Annotated in this window: 16 protein-coding genes; 4 read left to right on the plus strand and 12 right to left on the minus strand. The window is 66.5% G+C overall.

Annotated features, from left to right (window positions below; all coding sequences use genetic code 11):
* Window positions 1-8: 8 nt before the first annotated feature.
* Window positions 9-2,126 (plus strand): amylo-alpha-1,6-glucosidase, encoded by a 2,118-nt coding sequence (locus IU514_RS03670; protein WP_194929723.1) that lies wholly within the window; start codon window positions 9-11, stop codon window positions 2,124-2,126.
* A 3-nt stretch (window positions 2,127-2,129) separates the two neighbouring features.
* Here the strand turns inward: IU514_RS03670 and IU514_RS03675 are convergent, their stop codons facing one another.
* The gene (locus tag IU514_RS03675) at window positions 2,130-3,041 is read right to left on the minus strand and encodes a LysR substrate-binding domain-containing protein (protein WP_194929724.1); all 912 of its coding nucleotides are present in this window, start codon (window positions 3,039-3,041) and stop codon (window positions 2,130-2,132) included.
* Between the two features lie 153 nt (window positions 3,042-3,194).
* On the opposite strand from IU514_RS03675, the gene IU514_RS03680 reads away from it, so the two are divergent.
* Window positions 3,195-3,902, plus strand: coding sequence for a pirin family protein (locus IU514_RS03680; RefSeq protein ID WP_194929725.1), 708 nt, complete (start codon window positions 3,195-3,197; stop codon window positions 3,900-3,902).
* A gap of 25 nt (window positions 3,903-3,927) precedes the next feature.
* Entirely contained in the window at window positions 3,928-4,323 is a 396-nt protein-coding gene (locus tag IU514_RS03685; RefSeq protein WP_194929726.1) for a DoxX family protein, read from the plus strand.
* A gap of 276 nt (window positions 4,324-4,599) precedes the next feature.
* Here the strand turns inward: IU514_RS03685 and IU514_RS03690 are convergent, their stop codons facing one another.
* The 4 genes from IU514_RS03690 to IU514_RS03705 are packed head-to-tail and all read right to left on the minus strand — an operon-like array spanning window position 4,600 to window position 6,068.
* Window positions 4,600-4,857: a hypothetical protein gene (locus IU514_RS03690; protein WP_194929727.1), complete on the minus strand. Its 258-nt coding sequence runs from the start codon at window positions 4,855-4,857 to the stop codon at window positions 4,600-4,602.
* Window positions 4,858-4,893: 36 nt separating this feature from the next.
* Window positions 4,894-5,124, minus strand: coding sequence for a hypothetical protein (locus IU514_RS03695; protein WP_194929728.1), 231 nt, complete (start codon window positions 5,122-5,124; stop codon window positions 4,894-4,896).
* Window positions 5,125-5,130: 6 nt separating this feature from the next.
* Window positions 5,131-5,670 carry a hypothetical protein gene (locus IU514_RS03700; RefSeq protein ID WP_194929729.1) on the minus strand — a complete coding sequence of 180 codons (540 nt, stop codon included), beginning with the start codon at window positions 5,668-5,670 and terminating at the stop codon, window positions 5,131-5,133.
* 41 nt (window positions 5,671-5,711) lie between these two features.
* Window positions 5,712-6,068, minus strand: a complete 357-nt coding sequence (locus IU514_RS03705) for a hypothetical protein (RefSeq protein WP_194929730.1) — start codon at window positions 6,066-6,068, stop codon at window positions 5,712-5,714.
* Between the two features lie 243 nt (window positions 6,069-6,311).
* Here IU514_RS03705 and IU514_RS03710 point away from each other — a divergent pair, with 243 nt between their 5' ends.
* Window positions 6,312-6,845 carry an outer membrane beta-barrel protein gene (locus IU514_RS03710; RefSeq protein WP_194929731.1) on the plus strand — a complete coding sequence of 178 codons (534 nt, stop codon included), beginning with the start codon at window positions 6,312-6,314 and terminating at the stop codon, window positions 6,843-6,845.
* A 326-nt stretch (window positions 6,846-7,171) separates the two neighbouring features.
* Here IU514_RS03710 and IU514_RS03715 read toward each other — a convergent pair whose 3' ends face one another.
* From IU514_RS03715 to IU514_RS03745, 7 genes are all read right to left on the minus strand, one after another.
* The gene (locus IU514_RS03715; RefSeq protein ID WP_194929732.1) at window positions 7,172-8,101 is read right to left on the minus strand and encodes a rhodanese-like domain-containing protein; all 930 of its coding nucleotides are present in this window, start codon (window positions 8,099-8,101) and stop codon (window positions 7,172-7,174) included.
* Between the two features lie 132 nt (window positions 8,102-8,233).
* Window positions 8,234-9,514 carry an ammonium transporter gene (locus IU514_RS03720; RefSeq protein WP_386760551.1) on the minus strand — a complete coding sequence of 427 codons (1,281 nt, stop codon included), beginning with the start codon at window positions 9,512-9,514 and terminating at the stop codon, window positions 8,234-8,236.
* A 95-nt stretch (window positions 9,515-9,609) separates the two neighbouring features.
* Window positions 9,610-9,948: a P-II family nitrogen regulator gene (locus IU514_RS03725; protein ID WP_194929733.1), complete on the minus strand. Its 339-nt coding sequence runs from the start codon at window positions 9,946-9,948 to the stop codon at window positions 9,610-9,612.
* A gap of 30 nt (window positions 9,949-9,978) precedes the next feature.
* Complete coding sequence (locus IU514_RS03730; protein ID WP_194929734.1) at window positions 9,979-10,737, minus strand: TorF family putative porin; 759 nt, start codon at window positions 10,735-10,737, stop codon at window positions 9,979-9,981.
* Window positions 10,738-11,183: 446 nt separating this feature from the next.
* Window positions 11,184-12,593: a type I glutamate--ammonia ligase gene (gene glnA, locus IU514_RS03735; RefSeq protein ID WP_194929735.1), complete on the minus strand. Its 1,410-nt coding sequence runs from the start codon at window positions 12,591-12,593 to the stop codon at window positions 11,184-11,186.
* 266 nt (window positions 12,594-12,859) lie between these two features.
* Window positions 12,860-13,816 carry a SphA family protein gene (locus IU514_RS03740; protein ID WP_194929736.1) on the minus strand — a complete coding sequence of 319 codons (957 nt, stop codon included), beginning with the start codon at window positions 13,814-13,816 and terminating at the stop codon, window positions 12,860-12,862.
* Window positions 13,817-13,842: 26 nt separating this feature from the next.
* A complete protein-coding gene (locus IU514_RS03745) occupies window positions 13,843-16,407 on the minus strand; it encodes a hypothetical protein (RefSeq protein WP_194929737.1) in 2,565 nt (854 codons plus the stop codon).
* Window positions 16,408-16,436 lie beyond the last annotated feature (29 nt).

The following is a 16,436-nucleotide window of genomic DNA, read 5'->3' on the forward strand; positions in this document are numbered from 1 at the left end:
CCACGGACATGGATCCGGCCGCCTCCGCGTCATTGAACACCAGCTACGTTCTGAAGGATGGCGACAGCTTCCTGATCGCAAACCGCTTGGGCGACGTCGAGGGCGGTGCCGACGGCCAGTTCCACAACGACACGCGCATCCTCTCGCGCTTCCGGGTCCTGCTCGGCGACAGCGCTCCGATGCTGCTCAGCTCCTATGTCACCCGCGACAACGTCTTCTTCGTCGCGCACCTGACCAACCGCCAGCTGCCTCCGCTGGGCAACAACGCCAGCTTTGGCCAGGGCCTGGTGTACCTCAAGCGCATGCGCTTCCTGCATGGCGACCGCCTGTACGAACGGCTGCTGCTCGCGAACTACGGCACTGTGCCGGCATTCGTTCCGCTGGTGCTCGAGATCGAGGCGGACTTCAGCGACATGTTCGAGGTGCGCGGCAGCAAGCGTTCGCGCCGTGGCGACACGATGCCGGTGGAACTGTTCGAGCATGGCCAGACGTTCCGCTATCGCGGCCTCGACGCCGAGCTGCGCAGCTCGTCCGTGGCGTTCTCGGCCGCGCCGCACCAGGCTTCGGAGCATCGTGTCGAGTTCCAGGTGGAACTTGCCGCCGGTGGCCGCGAGGTCTTCTACGTCGAGGTCGGTGCGGAGATGGCCCTGCCTTCGCGCGAACGGTTTCGCAGCGCGGCTGCGCTGGCGCGCTCGCGGATGCGGCGGCGTGCACGCAGCAGCGCGCGCCTCCGCAGCTCGGGTCCATTGTTCAACGCATGGATGGATCGCTCGCGCGCCGACCTGGCGATGCTCACCAGCGAACTGGAAACCGGACCTTATCCTTACGCCGGCGTGCCGTGGTTTTCGACACCGTTCGGCCGCGACGCCGTGATCACGGCGCTGCAGACGCTGTGGCTCGATCCGGCGTTGGCACGCGGCGTGCTGAAGTTCCTGGCTAGCCACCAGGCGCAGGAGGAGTCGGCGTTCATGGACTCCTCGCCGGGCAAGATCATGCACGAGACGCGCAAGGGCGAGATGTCCACGCTCGGCGAGTTGCCGTTCGGCCGCTATTACGGCGGCGTCGACACCACGCCGCTGTTCGTCGGACTGGCCGGTGCTTTCCTGCAGCGCACGGGCGACGTGGCCTTCATCGATTCGATCTGGCCGGCACTGATCGCCGCGACGGGATGGATCGAACGCGTCTGCGATGCGAACCGCCACGGCTTCCTCGATTACCAGCGCGGCCAGGAAAGTGGACTGGCGAACCAGGGCTGGAAGGACAGCTCCGATTCGGTGTTCCATGCCGACGGCCGGCCGCCGCAGGGCGCGATCGCGCTGGTCGAAGTGCAGGGTTATGTGTTCGCGGCGCTCAGGGCGATGGCCAGCATGGCCAGCCTGCGAGGGGACGAGGCCGCGTCGTTGCGGTGGCTGGAACGCGCCGAACGCATCCGCGTCGAGGTCGAGCGCCGCTACTGGATGCCGGATCGCGGGTTCTATGGCATCGCCATCGATGCGGCCGGCGAGTTGTGCGCCGTGCGCTCAAGCAATGCCGGGCATCTGCTCTACAGCGGCCTGCCGGAATCATCGCGCGCGGCGCAGGTCACGCAGCAACTGCTGGACGCACCGTTCTTCAACGGATGGGGCATCCGCACGCTGGCGCAGGGAGAGACGCACTTCAACCCGATGTCGTACCACAACGGCTCGGTCTGGCCGCACGATTCGGCGCTGTGCGCGGCCGGCATCGCTGCCTACGGCGAGCGCCAGGCGGCCACACGACTGCTGCGCGGTGCGTTCGAGTCGGCGGTGCATTTCGACATGCGGCTTCCGGAGTTGTTCTGCGGATTCCCGCGCACGCCGGGCAGCGCGCCGGTGGCCTACCCGGTGGCGTGCCTGCCGCAGGCCTGGGCGGCCGGTTCGGCCTTCATGCTGGTGCAGGCATGCCTGGGCATCGCCATCGACGGGCGCAACGGCGAGGTCGCGATCGAGCGCCCGCAGTTGCCGGTCGGCATCGACGAGGTCGTGGTGCGGCATGTGCCGATCGGCGAATACCGGATCCATCTGGTGCTGAAGCGGCTCAACGATCGCGTCGGCGTGTTCGTCGAAGGCCGCGACGCCTGCCGCGTGCCGGTGCGCATCCGCGCCTGAGGCTCAGCCGCCGACCAGCAACCTGTCGAGCACGCCCGCCGCGCGCATGCGCGTGCGCCACCAGTCCAGCGCGGCACCAGTTTCGTCGCTGCGCCACGCGAGGTAGAACGTCTCCGGCGGCTTGGGCTCCTCTACCTTGCGCTCGACCAGCAGGCCGGCGTCGATGCCGGTCCGCGCATAGGGCTCGGGCAGGAAGCCGAATCCGGTGCCAGCCACCTGATAGGCGTATTTGGTGCGCATGTCCGGCACGGTCAGCGCGTCCTGCCCGAACAGCATGCCGACCGTGCGCGTGGGCAGATTGCGTGCCGAATCGGCCACGGCGATCGCGCGGTGTGCGCGCAGGTCGGCCTTGCCCAGCACTTTCTTGCCCTTTGCCAGCGGGTGCGACGGTGCCACCGCGAACACGAACGGCACGGTCCCGATCGGCTCGGCGATGTAGCCGCCGCCCGATGGCCCCTCGCCGGCCGCACCGACGAGCAGGTCCACGCGCCGGTCGAGCAGCGCTTCCCAGGTTCCTGAAAGGGCTTCGCTGGCGATGCGCAGCCGGGTCTGGTCGGCGACGGCATAGAACTCGGCGATGTCCGGCAACAATCCCTGGGCCGACAGCATCGAATCCATCCCGATCGCGAACTCGGTTTCCCAGCCGGAGGCCACGCGCCGCACGCGCTGTTCGAGATCCTGAGCCGCCTTCAGCAGGTAGCGGCCTTCCTTGAGCAGTTCCTGCCCGGCCTGTGTCAGCGCGACGCGCGGCCCGAGCCGCTCGAACAACTGGACGCCGAGCTCCTCTTCCAGCTTGGACACGACGTAGGAAATCGTCGACGGCACGCGATACAGCTCCTTCGCTGCACCCGCGAACGAGCCGCGCCGGTCGATGGCGTCGAGAACCTGCAGGGCGTCGAGACTGATCCGGAGCATTCGATTTTTTCGATGATAGGACGGGAATCTTTCCGTTTTTCAAAGGCTTCCGGTGCGCGGATACTGCGCGTCAACCGAAAGGCAGCCAGTTTTTACCGCTGACCAGCCACACGGCCAAACCATCGAAATATTCGCACATATAGGAGCGCCATCATGCTTCAGGTTCGCAAGAGCGACGAGCGCGGGCTGGCCAACCACGGCTGGCTGAACTCCCGCCACAGCTTCTCCTTCGCCGAGTACATGGACCCCAACCACGTCCACTTCGGCCCGCTGCGCGTGATCAACGAGGACCGCGTCGCGCCGGCCCAGGGCTTCGGCACGCACGGCCACCAGGACATGGAGATCATCTCCTACGTGCTCGGCGGTGCGCTGGAGCACAAGGACAGCCTGGGCACCGGCTCGGTGATCCGCTACGGCGACGTGCAGCGCATGAGCGCCGGCACCGGCGTGCGCCACAGCGAGTTCAACCACTCGCGCAGCGAGCCCGTGCACTTCCTGCAGATCTGGATCATCCCGTCGCAGCGCGGCATCGCGCCGAGCTACGAGGAGAAGCACTTCGCGACGGAAACCAAGCGTGGACAGCTGCGCCTGATCGGTTCGCCCGACGGCCGCGACGGCTCGGTACTGATCCACCAGGACGCGTGGCTCTATGCCTCGATCCTCGATGGCGAGGACCGCGTCGCACACGCGCTGCAGGCCGGGCGCGGCGCTTACGTGCATGTCGTACGCGGCAACGTCACGGTCAACGGCATCGCGCTGTCCGGCGGTGACGCACTGAAGATCAGCGACGAGGCGCAGGTCACGCTGGCCGGCGCGCAGGACGCTGAAGTGCTGCTGTTCGACCTCCCCCTCGAATTCTGATCCACCACTTTCTCAGGCACCCACCATGAATACCCAAAGCAATAACCAGACTCCCCTGTTCGCCATCGGCCGCGCCCTGCTCGGTGCGCTGTTCCTGGTCTCCGGCATCGGCAAGATCTTCGGCTTCGCCGGCGTCGCCGGCTGGATGGCGAGTGCCGGGCTGCCGTTCGCTTCCGCTTTCCTCGTGGCGACGATCGCCATCGAAGTGATCGGCGGCCTGCTGCTGATCATCGGCTGGCAGTCCCGCTGGGCGGCACTGGCCCTGGCCGCCTTCCTGGTGCCGGTCACCGCGGTCTTCCACGGTTTCTGGAGCGCGGACGATGCGCACTTCCAGGAGCAGCTCACTGCCTTCCTGAAGAACGCGGCGATCCTCGGCGGCATGCTGCTGGTGTTCGAGCGCGGCATCCGCAAGCCGCAATAAGCCGGCACCAATCGTGCCAATGCCGCCATCGGCTTACCGATGGCGGCATCGTTTTCTCGCACGCCGGTGCAATCCCTCGCGCGGACCAACCGATAGTCTGCGGCAGTGGGAGAAGCCTTTCTCATGACGCCGGCACACCGCCGGCCGCCTCGTTGAATGCATCCGCCTTCCGGCATGGGCCGCACGCGGATGCGACGCATGCCGTTGTCTCCGATCGGCGGCATGCGACCTGTCGCTGCCCGGATCCCCCTCCCCCTCCCCGGGCAGCGGCTTTTTTCAGCGCACGCCCGACAGCAGCGCGATGACGCCTGCCAGCGCGGCAAGCCCGGTCATCTCGACCAGGATCGACGCCCAGTGAGCGGTGTCATCGAGGTCACGGAAGCCCGTATCGGGAAATCGTCCGAACGTCACGGCGCGCCAGATCGCCCAGCCGATCGACCAGCCGACCGTCCTGACCAGGAACTCCCAGCCGAGCCACCACAGCGCACGGGCGATCCACAGCACCGGGCGAATCAGATCAACGGCATCCAGCATGCGAGCCCCGAGATTGGGAGGGTGAACTGTCGCGAGTCAGTCTCCGCCACCGCCGCCATCCGATCCGCCGCCATCGCAGCTGCCGGAATCGGACGATGTATCGGAGCAGCTGGAGCTGTCCGACGCCATCCATGACGATGCTCCGTCGCCGAAATGTCCCGGGTCACCCTGCGACGTTCCGCCGCGCGATGAGTAGTTGCGCCACCAGTGCGCGAGCACGGCCACGATGACCAGGGCTGCTGCGATCAGGGTTGCAAGCAGGATCATTGCTGTCTACCTCACCACGAACGAGGTGTGCAGGGGAATCGCGACCCCGCGCACGCGATCCTTGACCGTCACGTCAACCTTCCACGTACCACGTGGATCGGACGGCTCGGCGACGTACTTCAGCGATGCCGTGGACAGGAACACGCTCGTCGGTGTGGTGCTGAGATTGCCGTTGAAGCACGGCATGTCGCGCTCTTCGACGGAGGGCTTTCCATCAGGTCGCGAGACCACGAAATCGCAGGCGACGTCGACCATGCCGGCTTCGTCGACCTTCGGGTTGGCAAGGAAGGTCAGGATGTAGAGCTCGCCGCCTTCGGACACTTCGGTTGCGGTGCTGAAATGCGGCACGGTCTCCGGCGGGGTGTTCCACTTTTCCTGCCAGTCCTGGTCCGGAGTCACCAGCAGTGTGGCGCTGAAGCCGTCCTTCGATTTCGACGCTGACGTCTCGGGCAATGCGTTTCCTTCCATGTCGCGCCAGCCGCTTTGCGCGGACGCCGTCAGCGAGAACAGCAGCAACGCGCAAGCCGTGATGTAGCGATGCCTCATGCATCCTCCCTGGATGAGGCCGCGAGTGTGCGGCCCGACAGTCAGCCGCGACGGTACAGCAGCGTTCGATTGGCGGCAAAGGGCGGCATCAGCACGGCGTCGCGCCAGGCGGCGGTGGCCGGGAAGGCCGCGATCATGGCGCGCTCGAACACCTCGAAGCCGGGCTGCTCCTCGCTGATGGTGATGCGTTGCCCGGCCGCGACGAACTCGAGGAAGGCTTCATCCGTGGTGCACCGATCGGCTTTGCAGCCCCATATCTCCGCGACGGATTGCCACGCGACATGACCGTCGCCGGCACTGAAGCCAATGGCGGTGAGCACGATGGCCGGACGCGCTGACGATCTGCGCGAAAGCCAGTCGAACAGGTTCGTGATCGTGCCCATGGACTGAAGATACACGGTCGATCCCGCTTCGCCGACGCCCTCGATAGCGGCACGCGCCGCGCATGCCCGTACGAACTCCACACCGGACAATTGTTCCGTTCGCGGGATTCTTTGTGTCCGATATCCGCCATTGGGTGCACTCGTGTTGGCCATACACAGGGATGGCAGCGACGGAAGTCCAGGCATCGTGCCGGGGCCCGCCGCGCGGCCTGCAGATCTCCCTCCCCCCTCTGCAGTCGTTTGAAGGACCCAAAAGCAATGAGCAAGAACAAGCTGCTGTCCAGCGCACTTCTGGCCGCCGTCCTCGGCGCCTCCGCGCTTTCCGCCCAGGCTGCCGACAAGGGCTTCTACGCCGGTGCCGGCGTCGGCCAGTCGTTCGTCGACGAACAGGCTTACGACGACGAGGACACCGCGTTTTCGGTGTTCGGTGGCTACCAGTTCAATCGCTACTTCGGCCTGGAAGCCGGCTACGCCGACTTCGGCAAGATCGAGCCGCAAGGCGCCGGCCGCGCGCTCGAAGCCGATAGCGCCTACCTGACCGCGGTCGGCACGCTGCCGATCACCGAGAAGTTCTCGGCCTACGCGAAGGCCGGCTTTCACGCCTGGAATCTCGACGACGCGATTCCGGGCCTGACCGGCACCAACGACGACAGCGGCACCGATCCGACCTACGGCGTCGGCGTGCAGTACCGCCTCACCGACCAGGTCGCGCTGCGCGGCGAGTACAGCCGCTTCGAGATCGAAGACCTGGATCAGGACCTGGCCCAGGTGCAGGTGCGCTTCGACTTCTGATCGTCGCGTAGTGACGTTGCGCCGGATGCGCAACGGGAAGAAACGAAAGCCGCCGGTGATGAGCCGGCGGTTTTTTTCATGCCCTTGCAGTGCAGCGATACCTGCACATGGGCGTCGCCGTGAAGCCAGCGGCATGCTCTCTCCCTTCGCCTTTGGCGAAAGGGGGTGCCGAGGGACGTTTGCGCGCCATTGGCGCGCGTCCCGAGGAACGCCGTCGGGCTGCGCCCGGCAGCCGGACGGCTTGGTGAGGGGTTGGCTTTTCAGCGGCGAAGAAGAAGCATCTTCCCGCCCGCAGCAGAACAAGCAGCGAGACAGCGCTCGCGGGATCATCCCGCCTGTGACGACAACGCCACCGCGCGGCCGGCATCGCGCCACGCGGTAAAGCCGCCGGCCAGCGGACGCACGCGGCCAAAGCCGCGCTTCTGCAGTTCGCGCGCCAGTACGGCGGCCGACAGCTCGTTCGGGCAATCGCAGTAGATGATCACCTGCTCCTGCGCGGCGAGCTCGACATCACGCACCGAATTGACGAACACGGCACCCGGAATCCAGCCGGTGCGCTCGCGCTGATCGGCCGCACGCACGTCGAGGATCAGCGGCGAACCGCCGTTCTCGATCATCTCGTGCAGTTCGTCGGGCGTGATCCGCGCCATGCGCAACTGGCGCAATACGCGATGACGGTTGAGCCACTTCCACAGGACGAAGCCAACGATCGCCACCAGCACCAGCATCAGCCCGTAGCGGCCGAGCTCGTCGAGCTGCAACAGCACGCTGCCGACGACATCCTTGAATGCCACGCCAATCGCCACCGCCAGGCCCGACCACAGCACCGCACCGATGCCGTCGAACAGCAGGAACCTGCGCGTGCTGACGCCGGTCTCGCCGGCCATCGTGGTGGCGACCGCGGCGAAACCGGGAACGAATTTGGCGACGGTCAGGGACACGGGCCCCCAGCGGCCGTAGATGCCTCGCGTACGCAGCACGCAGGAATCGGGCGACAGCGACAGCTTGCACATCAGCCGCACCAGCCGGGCACCCAGCCTGCGGCCGCCGATGAACCAGAACCAGTCGGCGGCGACCGCCGCAGCCGTCGCCACTGCCAGGATCGGCAGGACGCTCTCGCCGGCCTGCGCCGCCATCGACGTGGTGACGATGATCGGCGGATAGGCGGGCACCGGAATGCCGCCCTGATCGAAGAACACGCTCACGGCCACCACGAGCAGGCCGTAGGTCGCGATCAGGTACAGCAGCGTGTCCATGGCGTGGGGAGACCAGCGGAGCCGGGGTTGCCATGATACGGCGGCCTTGCGCGGCAGGCATCGCCACTGCCGCGCCACAGCGTTCCACTCGTCCGACGCGTGTGCCCGGCCGCCCGGGCACACGCTCCCCGATCAGCTTTCGTACGCGGATTCACCGTGCGAGGTGATGTCCAGTCCCTCGCGCTCGGAATCCTCGGCCACGCGCAGGCCGACCACCGCCCTGACGACGAGGAACGCGATGACCGATACGACCGCCGACCAGACCACGGTGACGCCCACGCTCAACGCCTGCACACCGAGCTGGTGCGCGATCGAGAAGTCGGCGGCGCCGGTGCCGCCCAGCGAGGGCGCGGTGAACACGCCGGTCAGCAGCGCCCCGATGATGCCGCCCAGACCGTGCACGCCGAACACGTCGAGCGCGTCGTCGGCGCGCAGCAGGCGCTTGAGCCCGGTTACGCCCCACACGCACAGCGCGCCTGCCGTGCCGCCGATCGCGATCGCGCCGAGCGGCCCAACCGTGCCGCAGGCCGGCGTGATCGCGACCAATCCCGCAACGACACCGGAGGCGCCGCCGAGCATCGACGGCTTGCCTTTCACCACCGCCTCCACGAGGCTCCACGCCAGCGCCGCCGCCGCGGTGGCGAGCAGCGTGTTGAGGAAGGCCAATGCCGCGCCTGCGGTGGCCTCGAGGTTGGAGCCCGCATTGAAGCCGAACCAGCCCACCCACAGCAGCGACGCGCCGATCATCGTGAAGGTGACGTTGTGCGGCTTGAGCGCCTCGCGCCCGTAGCCGATGCGTCGCCCGACCAGGTACGCACCGACCAGCCCGGCGACGCCGGCGTTGATGTGCACCACGGTGCCGCCGGCAAAGTCGATCGCGCCCTTCGCGAACAGCCAGCCGTCGGGCCCGTACCAGACCATGTGCGCGATCGGCAGGTAGGCGAAGGTGAACCACAACACCGAGAACAGCAGCACGGCGCGGAACTTGATGCGCTCGGCGAACGCGCCAACGATCAGCGCGCCGGTGATGCCGGCGAACGTCGACTGGAATGCGACGAAGACGTACTCCGGCAGCGAGACGCCTGCGGTGAACGTGGCCGACAGCGTCTCCTTCGTCACGCCAGAAAGGAACAGCTTGTCGAACGTACCGATGAACGCACCACCCCCACCGAACGCCAGTGTGTAGCCGTACGCCACCCACAGCAGCACGATCAGCGAGAACACCGCCAGCACCTGCATCAGCACCGACAGCACGTTCTTGCTGCGCACCAGGCCGCCGTAGAACAAGGCCAAGCCCGGCACCGTCATCAGCAGCACCAGCAGCGTCGAGGTCAGCATCCAGGCGACGTCGCCCTTGTCGACGATCGGTGCGGCCGCTTCCTGTGCGCCCGCGCTGCCCGCAAGCAGGGCCATCGCTGGCCCCGGCGCCAGCGCCAGTGTTCGCAGCATCCGCTCACGTGAGCGGGATCGGATCATGGTCGTTTTCATGGTTCTCTCTCGCGTGAGGGTCACAGGGCGTCGTCGTCGAGTTCACCGGTGCGGATGCGCACCGTGCGCTCGAGCGACTGCACGAAGATCTTTCCGTCGCCGACCTTGCCGGTGCGCGCGGCGTTCTGCAGCGCTTCCAGCGCGGCATCCAGCGAAGCCACCGGCACGGCGCACTCGACCTTGAGCTTGGGCAGGAAGTCGACGACATACTCGGCACCGCGGTACAGCTCGGTGTGGCCCTTCTGGCGCCCGAAACCCTTTACTTCGGTGACGGTGATGCCGGACACGCCGACATCGGTGAGCGCTTCCCTCACCTCGTCGAGCTTGAACGGCCTGATGATCGCGGTGATCAGTTTCATCTCGCAGCTCCGTAAGGTTGAAGGGAATAGCTAGAAGGCTTTGGTCAACGTGAGCACGACTGCATCGCCACCGATGTCATTGCCGTGCGTGTTCGTGTAGAGCGCTTCGTCGGCATCGGTGTCGGTATAGGCCAGCGCGGCGGAGAAGCCGCCGTCGAACGCCTTGGTGACGCCGAGCTTCCAGTCGGCGTACTCGAAGGCCTCGTTGTTCTCGATCCACTGCTTGCCGGCATGGGCGTTGAGCGTCCAGCTGGGGACGAACTCCCAGTTCACGGCCGCGTCGAGATAGCCGCTGCCATCGGAGTCGGCGTAGCCGAACAGATCGGTGAGTGCGTAGGAGTACTTGGCTGTGAACACACCGGCGCTGATGCCGAAGTAGAGCTCGGCCGTGTCGGCGCTGTTGAAGCCGGAAGGAAAGTCGCCCGGATACCAGTAGTACAGCGCGCCGACATCGAAGCCGACACTGTCGGTGAACCTGCCGCGGTAGCCGCCGTAGACGTCGAGCTCTAGACTGCTGGAGATCGGTGCGGCGGGAGTCGACATGTCCGACAGCCAGCTGATGTTGCTGCCCCAGCTGCCGATGTACAGGCCATTGTCGGCGGCGTACTCGATGCCGCCCTGCAACGCGGGGTCCTGGTCGTTCTGCGAGATGCCGCGAAAGATGTAATCGCTGGTCAGCGCCAGCGAGCCGGACGTGCCGGCGTGTGCCCCCGATGCGGCCAGCACCAGCGGCAGGGCGAAAGCAATGCGTGTGAGCGTGGTTCGAACGGCAACGGCTGGATGCGTCATGACACAGGCCTCTCTCATGTGGTTGGCCCCTCCCCGGTCATTGGCTTCGTCGTATTGCCCGCGCGGCGGACACGGAACCAGGCACGCCGAATGGCGACGCCGTGTTCAGGTGTACTTGGTGTCGACTGCGCGTTGTCGCGTGATGCGTCCCGCAGGGATGGCCGCGGCTGGACGTGGTGCGCGCTCGCAGGGATGGCCGCGAGGCGTGGGAAGTGCGCGTCCGCGGCGGTTCGCGGAGCGATTGCAGGTCGCGCTTCGCAGGGCTGGCCACGAAGCGGAGGTGACGCGCGCGCCGCAGGGTTGGCCGCGGGGCGGTGTTGCTGTTGAGCCTTTGCTTGCTTCGCAGCGGCAGGAACGTCGGGGGCTTTGACTTCGCCGCTATCGGTCGCGGCGAGCGCCCTCACCCCAACCCCTCTCCCGCAGGCGGGAGAGGGGCTTTTGGAGCATCAGACCGTGTAGTACATCTGGTACTCGAGCGGATGCGTCGCGGCGCGGAAGCGGGTCACTTCCTGCATCTTCAGCGCGATGTAGCCGTCGATGAAGTCGTCGGTGAACACGCCGCCGGCCTTGAGGAAGTCGCGATCCTTGTCGAGGGCTTCCAGCGCCTGGTCGAGGCTGTGGCACACGGTCGGGATGTTCTTCTCTTCTTCCGGCGGCAGGTCGTACAGGTCCTTGTCGCTCGGTGCACCCGGGTCGATCTGGTTCTTGATGCCGTCCAGGCCGGCCATCATCAGCGCGGCGAAGGTCAGGTAGCCCGACTGGATCGGATCCGGGAAGCGGATCTCGATGCGGCGTGCCTTCGGGTTCGACACGAACGGAATGCGGCAGCTGGCCGAACGGTTGCGGGCCGAGTAGGCCAGCATCACCGGAGCCTCGTAGCCCGGCACCAGGCGCTTGTAGCTGTTGGTGCCCGAGTTGGTGAACGCGTTCAGCGCGCGGGCGTGCTTGAAGATGCCGCCGATGTACCACAGCGCCATCTGCGACAGGCCGCCGTAGCCGTCACCGGTGAACAGGTTGACGCCGCCCTTGGACAGCGACTGGTGCACGTGCATGCCGCTGCCGTTGTCGCCGACGATCGGCTTGGGCATGAAGGTCGCGGTCTTGCCGTTGCGGTGGGCGACGTTCTTGATGATGTACTTCATCGTCATCAGCTCGTCGGCCTTCTTGACCAGCGAGTTGAACTTGGTGCCGATCTCGCACTGGCCGGCGTTGGCCACTTCATGGTGGTGGACTTCCACTTCCATGCCGACCTGCTCCAGCGTCTTGCACATCTCGGCGCGGATGTCGTGCAGCGAGTCCAGCGGAGCGACCGGGAAGTAGCCGCCCTTCACCATCGGACGGTAGCCGGTGTTGCCGCCGTCGTATTCGCGGCCGGAGTTCCAATGCGCTTCTTCCGAGTCGATGTGGAAGAAGGTGTGGCCCATTTCATTGGCGAAGCGGACCGAGTCGAAGATGAAGAACTCGGGCTCCGGACCGAAGAAGGCCTGGTCGGCGATGCCGCTGGACTTCAGGAACGCCTCGGCGCGCTTGGCGACGCCGCGCGGGTCGCGCGAGTAGGCCTGCATGGTGGCCGGATCGAGGATGTCGCAGGTCAGCACCACGGTCGGATCGGCGGTGAACGGATCCAGGAACGCGGTCGACGCGTCGGGCAGCAGCACCATGTCGGACTCGTTGATGCCCTTCCAGCCGCTGATCGACGAGCCGTCGAACATCTTGCCGTCCTCGAACAGGCTCGGCTCGACGATCGACTTCGGGAAGGTCACGTGGTGCTGCACGCCGCGCATGTCGACGAAGCGCAGGTCGACGAACTCGACCTTGTGGTCCTTGATGAGCTTTTCTACGTGTTCGAGGGACATGGGCGGAGGCCTGGGTGGTGAAGGATGCCTCCTATCTAGCAAGCCGCGTGCCAACTTTCTTGGCTTTGTAACTGTTTGATTGAAAAGGAGACAACCCGGTGTACCTCACGCCTTCGCCAAGTCTTGCGCACCATAACGGTGCAATGCGCGATTCTGGTGCGGTCTAAACGACGCATGTTCGGGCGGCCCGCCCGGCGCAGCTTGCAGGGAGGGCCCCCACCCGGTAGACCAGCCCCCCTGCGCGGCTCCCACACGGGGAGCCGCGCTCAGAACGTGACCATCGCCGTGACCATCAGCGGGTCGCCCTCGATGCGGTTCTTCACGTCGAACTCCTGCAGCCACCGCGCGGCGAACTCCACCTGTCCGCCCTTCCAGTGCTTGGTGTAGTTGACCGTGGGGCCCAGCGCGAACGCGCGCCCCTTGAAGCCGTTGAGACGATCGGCCGTCGGACCGTCGTCGTCCTCGATCTGCTCGATCCAGCCGCCGATGCCGCCGACGCCCCAGCCGTTGGCGAAGCGCTTGATCAGCTGCGCGTCGAGGCGGAACACAGTGCCGTTCTCGTAGTCGGTCGCGTCGTTCTTCGTGTAGATGTCGAAGGCGCCGAGCACGCTGAACTCCAGTGTTCCCTTCTGCATCAGCTGCGTGTAGCCCACCGTCGGCGAGAACGTCCAGTTGTTGAGGCTGAGGTTGGCCAACCGGTTCGCGTCGTAGCTTCCCCAGTCGGTGTACACGTACAGCGCCAGCGACATGTGGTGGGTCTTGTCAAAGTGGTAGCTGGCGATCACCGGCGCAAAGAACGGATCGAACAGACCCCATCCGTCCTCGTCGCTGACCCGTCCAGTGCGTGGCCCAAGCGAGACATTGGCGTCCACTTCCACGTTCGCCAGCGGCAATGCGCCCATCGAGGCGAAGTTCCAGCGGCCTTCACCGGTGTCCCAGACGTACACGCCGGTCAACGACAGCATGTCGAACGTCGCATCCACGCCCAGCGACACCACGTTGTTCAACGGCACTTCGCGCGAACCGCCGATGTCGCCCGAGTAATGGACGTAGCCCACTCCGGCCGTGAACCCCGGTGCCGGCGGTATGACGCCGGCGTAGGAGGTGATGTTGGTGCCGGTGATCGTGCGGCCGAGCGCGCCTTCGACGGCATGCGCCGGCATTGCGACCGCCAGCGATGCGGCCAGCCCCAGCAGGCCGGTGTGCAGGAGTACATGCTTCATCGCCTGGAGTCCTCTCTCTTTGCCGGTCAGCGTCGGCGGAATCCGCCACCGCCGCGCATCCCACCACCCATGCTCGGACGGAATCCACCGGCGGGTCGGTTGTAACCACCGGCCGGACGCTGCGGCGGCGGCCGCGATGAACGTTCGAAGCCACTGCCGCCCTGGATGCGCTCGTTGCCGCGTTCGCGCGCGAAGCGGTCCTGGTCGAGGTTGTGGGTCTGTCCGGACAGGTCCTGCGAACGTGCATTGCGATCGGGCTTGTCGACCTGGCTCCAGTTGCCGTCGTCGTACTTGTAGACGTTGCCGTCCTTGCCTGCGTAGATGTTGTCGTTGACCTCGACGACGCCGCCCTTGTGCATCGTCCCGGTGTCGGCGTTGTAATGGAAACCGGCGGCGCCGCGTGCATCGACGCGCTCGCCCTGGCTGTTGAACGCACCCGCACCGGCCGCGCCTTCCGGTCCGGCCACCGCGCCTCCTGCCTTCTGCGTCACGCGGCCGGTGTCGGTGTTGATGGTGGTCCGCCGCCCGCCGGCTGCGGCCTGCCCGGTGTACGGATTGACTGCCACGCCGCCGCTGCCGGCGACGACACGCCCGGTCTGCGGGTTGTAGCGGATGCCTTGCGCACCAGCGCGCGTGGTGCCGGTGTAGATGTTGGTGTTCACACCCGCACGGCCGACACCGCGGCCACCCGTGGCTTCGTTGTAGAAGCCACCACGACCGGCGCGGCCGACGTTGCCGGTCCAGGGATTCGCCCATGCCGCTGCGGTGCCGCGCACGGCGGCGTTGCCCCAGTGGCCATAGACGTTCCAGGCAGCGGCGCCGCCGCCCCACCAACCCCACGGATAGGCCGGGCCGTACCACGGCCCCCACCACGGGCTGTACGGGCCGTACCAGCCGCCATACCAGCCCCAGCCCCAGCCGAAAGACCAGCCGACCCAGGCATTCCAGCCGAAGTACACGCCCATGCCGTAGGTCGGCGGGCAGCCGTACCAGTACGCGCCGACCCACGGCGTGCAGGTGTAGCCGGTGCCATAGACGACCACGTCGTCACTCACGACCGTGCCGTAGTAGCCGGGCGTGTATCCGACATAGACGTCGTCGCCGTACTCGCCGTACACGCGCACGTAGGTGACGTAGTGCAGCGGCGAACTGGTCGGGATCGAATAGATCTCCGCCGGCACGCTGGTGGCCACCTGCCACGGCCCGGTGGCGGCCTTGGCGGTGAACCAGACGCCCTTGTCGACCGCATAGAAGCTGTCCGCCGCGACGCGGATCACCGGGACCGGCGTGTTGATGGCGTACTGGAGCTGCGTGCCGCCGATCGGCTGGAACTGGGGCGCGCCGTCGTACTGCACGCTCAGCTTCGCCTCCTTGCGGTTGACGGTGGCGGTCTGCGGAATGCCGTTGGCGATCAGCGCCTCCTTCGACTCCGGCGTGTTCGGGATCGATGCGAGCACGCCGCTCTTCGGGCTCTCCGGCGGGATCTTCGCGAAGTCTCCCGGCAGCCTCGAAGGCGCGACATAGCTCCACGGGCCCTTGCTGCCCGGCGCGGTGAACCAGCGCCCGGACACCAGCACGTACCACGCATTGTTATTGCCGCCATCGACGATCACGTCGGCTCCGGTGTTGTCGACGTAGCTCAGCTTGGTGCCGGGGATGTCGACGAACTGCGGCTCGCCCTGCACCGAGATCAGCTCTGCCGCCTTGGTGCGTACGTAGATGTCGGGCACGCGGCCGGCGGCGAAGTCCTGCTTGAGCGCATCGGGCTGCTGGTCGAGCGCGTCGACCTGCTTGCTGGCGACCGCCTGGTCCTTCGCCTTGACCAGCGCCGGATCGGGATTTGCCACCTGCGTCCACGGGCCATCCAGGCTCGCCGCACCGGCCCAGTGTCCGCCGACCACGGTGTAGAACTTGCCGTCCTTCTGCAGCAACAGCGAGCGCGTGTTGATCACGCGCTGCACGCCGCCGACGCCGCTCGGCTTCAGCGCGGGCTGGCCATCCACCAGCACGAGCACCGCCGGAGCGGTACTGAAGATGATGTCGGGTGCCTCGTTGCGCACCGGCAGCGACTGCGGCTTCGCCGCATCGACCTGGGCGATCGCCATCGCCGACTCGAGCTGGTCCAGCGAAATGGTCAGCGTCGACTTCTGCTTCATCTGCTCGCGTGCCAGCTCCAGGTACTCCGCCTGTTTCGCGGTCGCGGTCGGGAAGCTTGCGCTGGGCAGCTCGATATCGGTCAGCACCACCGCGCGTGCGTCCTTGTCGACCTGGGTGCGTGCCTGGAACTGCACGACGCCGAAGTCGCTCGTGTCCTGCGCCTTGCCATCCGGCCCGCTGCGGGTGCCGGTCTTCACCGACATCGCGAAGCGCCCCTTGAGCTGGTTGCCTTCCCAGCTCTCGAACTGCGGCTGGTGCACGCTGAAGTTCGTGCCGCGGACGGTGAACTGGCGCGGGAACGGTCGCGCATCGATGTTGACCGCGCTGGCGGCCGCATCCTGGCCTGCCGCGATTACGGCGCCTGTAACACCTCCTGCCATTGCCAGCACCAGCAGTGGAACGGCCAGCAATGAAAAGCGTGATTGGCTGCGCATGGAGACCTCGATGCGAACGATGCGGACTT

Source organism: Lysobacter niastensis, assembly GCF_015453285.1.
In the GTDB taxonomy this organism is placed as follows: domain Bacteria; phylum Pseudomonadota; class Gammaproteobacteria; order Xanthomonadales; family Xanthomonadaceae; genus Lysobacter_J; species Lysobacter_J niastensis.

Excerpts from the sequence above, each read along its gene's own strand:
- IU514_RS03675 (WP_194929724.1), bottom strand. The coding sequence starts at position 3,041 with ATGCTCCGGATCAGTCTCGACGCCCTGCAGGTTCTCGACGCCATCGAC.
- IU514_RS03690 (WP_194929727.1), bottom strand. The coding sequence starts at position 4,857 with ATGCTGGATGCCGTTGATCTGATTCGCCCGGTGCTGTGGATCGCCCGT.
- IU514_RS03730 (WP_194929734.1), bottom strand. The coding sequence starts at position 10,737 with ATGACGCATCCAGCCGTTGCCGTTCGAACCACGCTCACACGCATTGCT.
- IU514_RS03680 (WP_194929725.1), top strand. The coding sequence starts at position 3,195 with ATGCTTCAGGTTCGCAAGAGCGACGAGCGCGGGCTGGCCAACCACGGC.
- IU514_RS03685 (WP_194929726.1), top strand. The coding sequence starts at position 3,928 with ATGAATACCCAAAGCAATAACCAGACTCCCCTGTTCGCCATCGGCCGC.
- IU514_RS03710 (WP_194929731.1), top strand. The coding sequence starts at position 6,312 with ATGAGCAAGAACAAGCTGCTGTCCAGCGCACTTCTGGCCGCCGTCCTC.
- IU514_RS03695 (WP_194929728.1), bottom strand. The coding sequence starts at position 5,124 with ATGATCCTGCTTGCAACCCTGATCGCAGCAGCCCTGGTCATCGTGGCC.
- glnA (WP_194929735.1), bottom strand. The coding sequence starts at position 12,593 with ATGTCCCTCGAACACGTAGAAAAGCTCATCAAGGACCACAAGGTCGAG.
- IU514_RS03740 (WP_194929736.1), bottom strand. The coding sequence starts at position 13,816 with ATGAAGCATGTACTCCTGCACACCGGCCTGCTGGGGCTGGCCGCATCG.
- IU514_RS03720 (WP_386760551.1), bottom strand. The coding sequence starts at position 9,514 with ATGGCCCTGCTTGCGGGCAGCGCGGGCGCACAGGAAGCGGCCGCACCG.
- IU514_RS03700 (WP_194929729.1), bottom strand. The coding sequence starts at position 5,670 with ATGAGGCATCGCTACATCACGGCTTGCGCGTTGCTGCTGTTCTCGCTG.
- IU514_RS03725 (WP_194929733.1), bottom strand. The coding sequence starts at position 9,948 with ATGAAACTGATCACCGCGATCATCAGGCCGTTCAAGCTCGACGAGGTG.
- IU514_RS03715 (WP_194929732.1), bottom strand. The coding sequence starts at position 8,101 with ATGGACACGCTGCTGTACCTGATCGCGACCTACGGCCTGCTCGTGGTG.
- IU514_RS03745 (WP_194929737.1), bottom strand. The coding sequence starts at position 16,407 with ATGCGCAGCCAATCACGCTTTTCATTGCTGGCCGTTCCACTGCTGGTG.
- IU514_RS03670 (WP_194929723.1), top strand. The coding sequence starts at position 9 with ATGGATCCGGCCGCCTCCGCGTCATTGAACACCAGCTACGTTCTGAAG.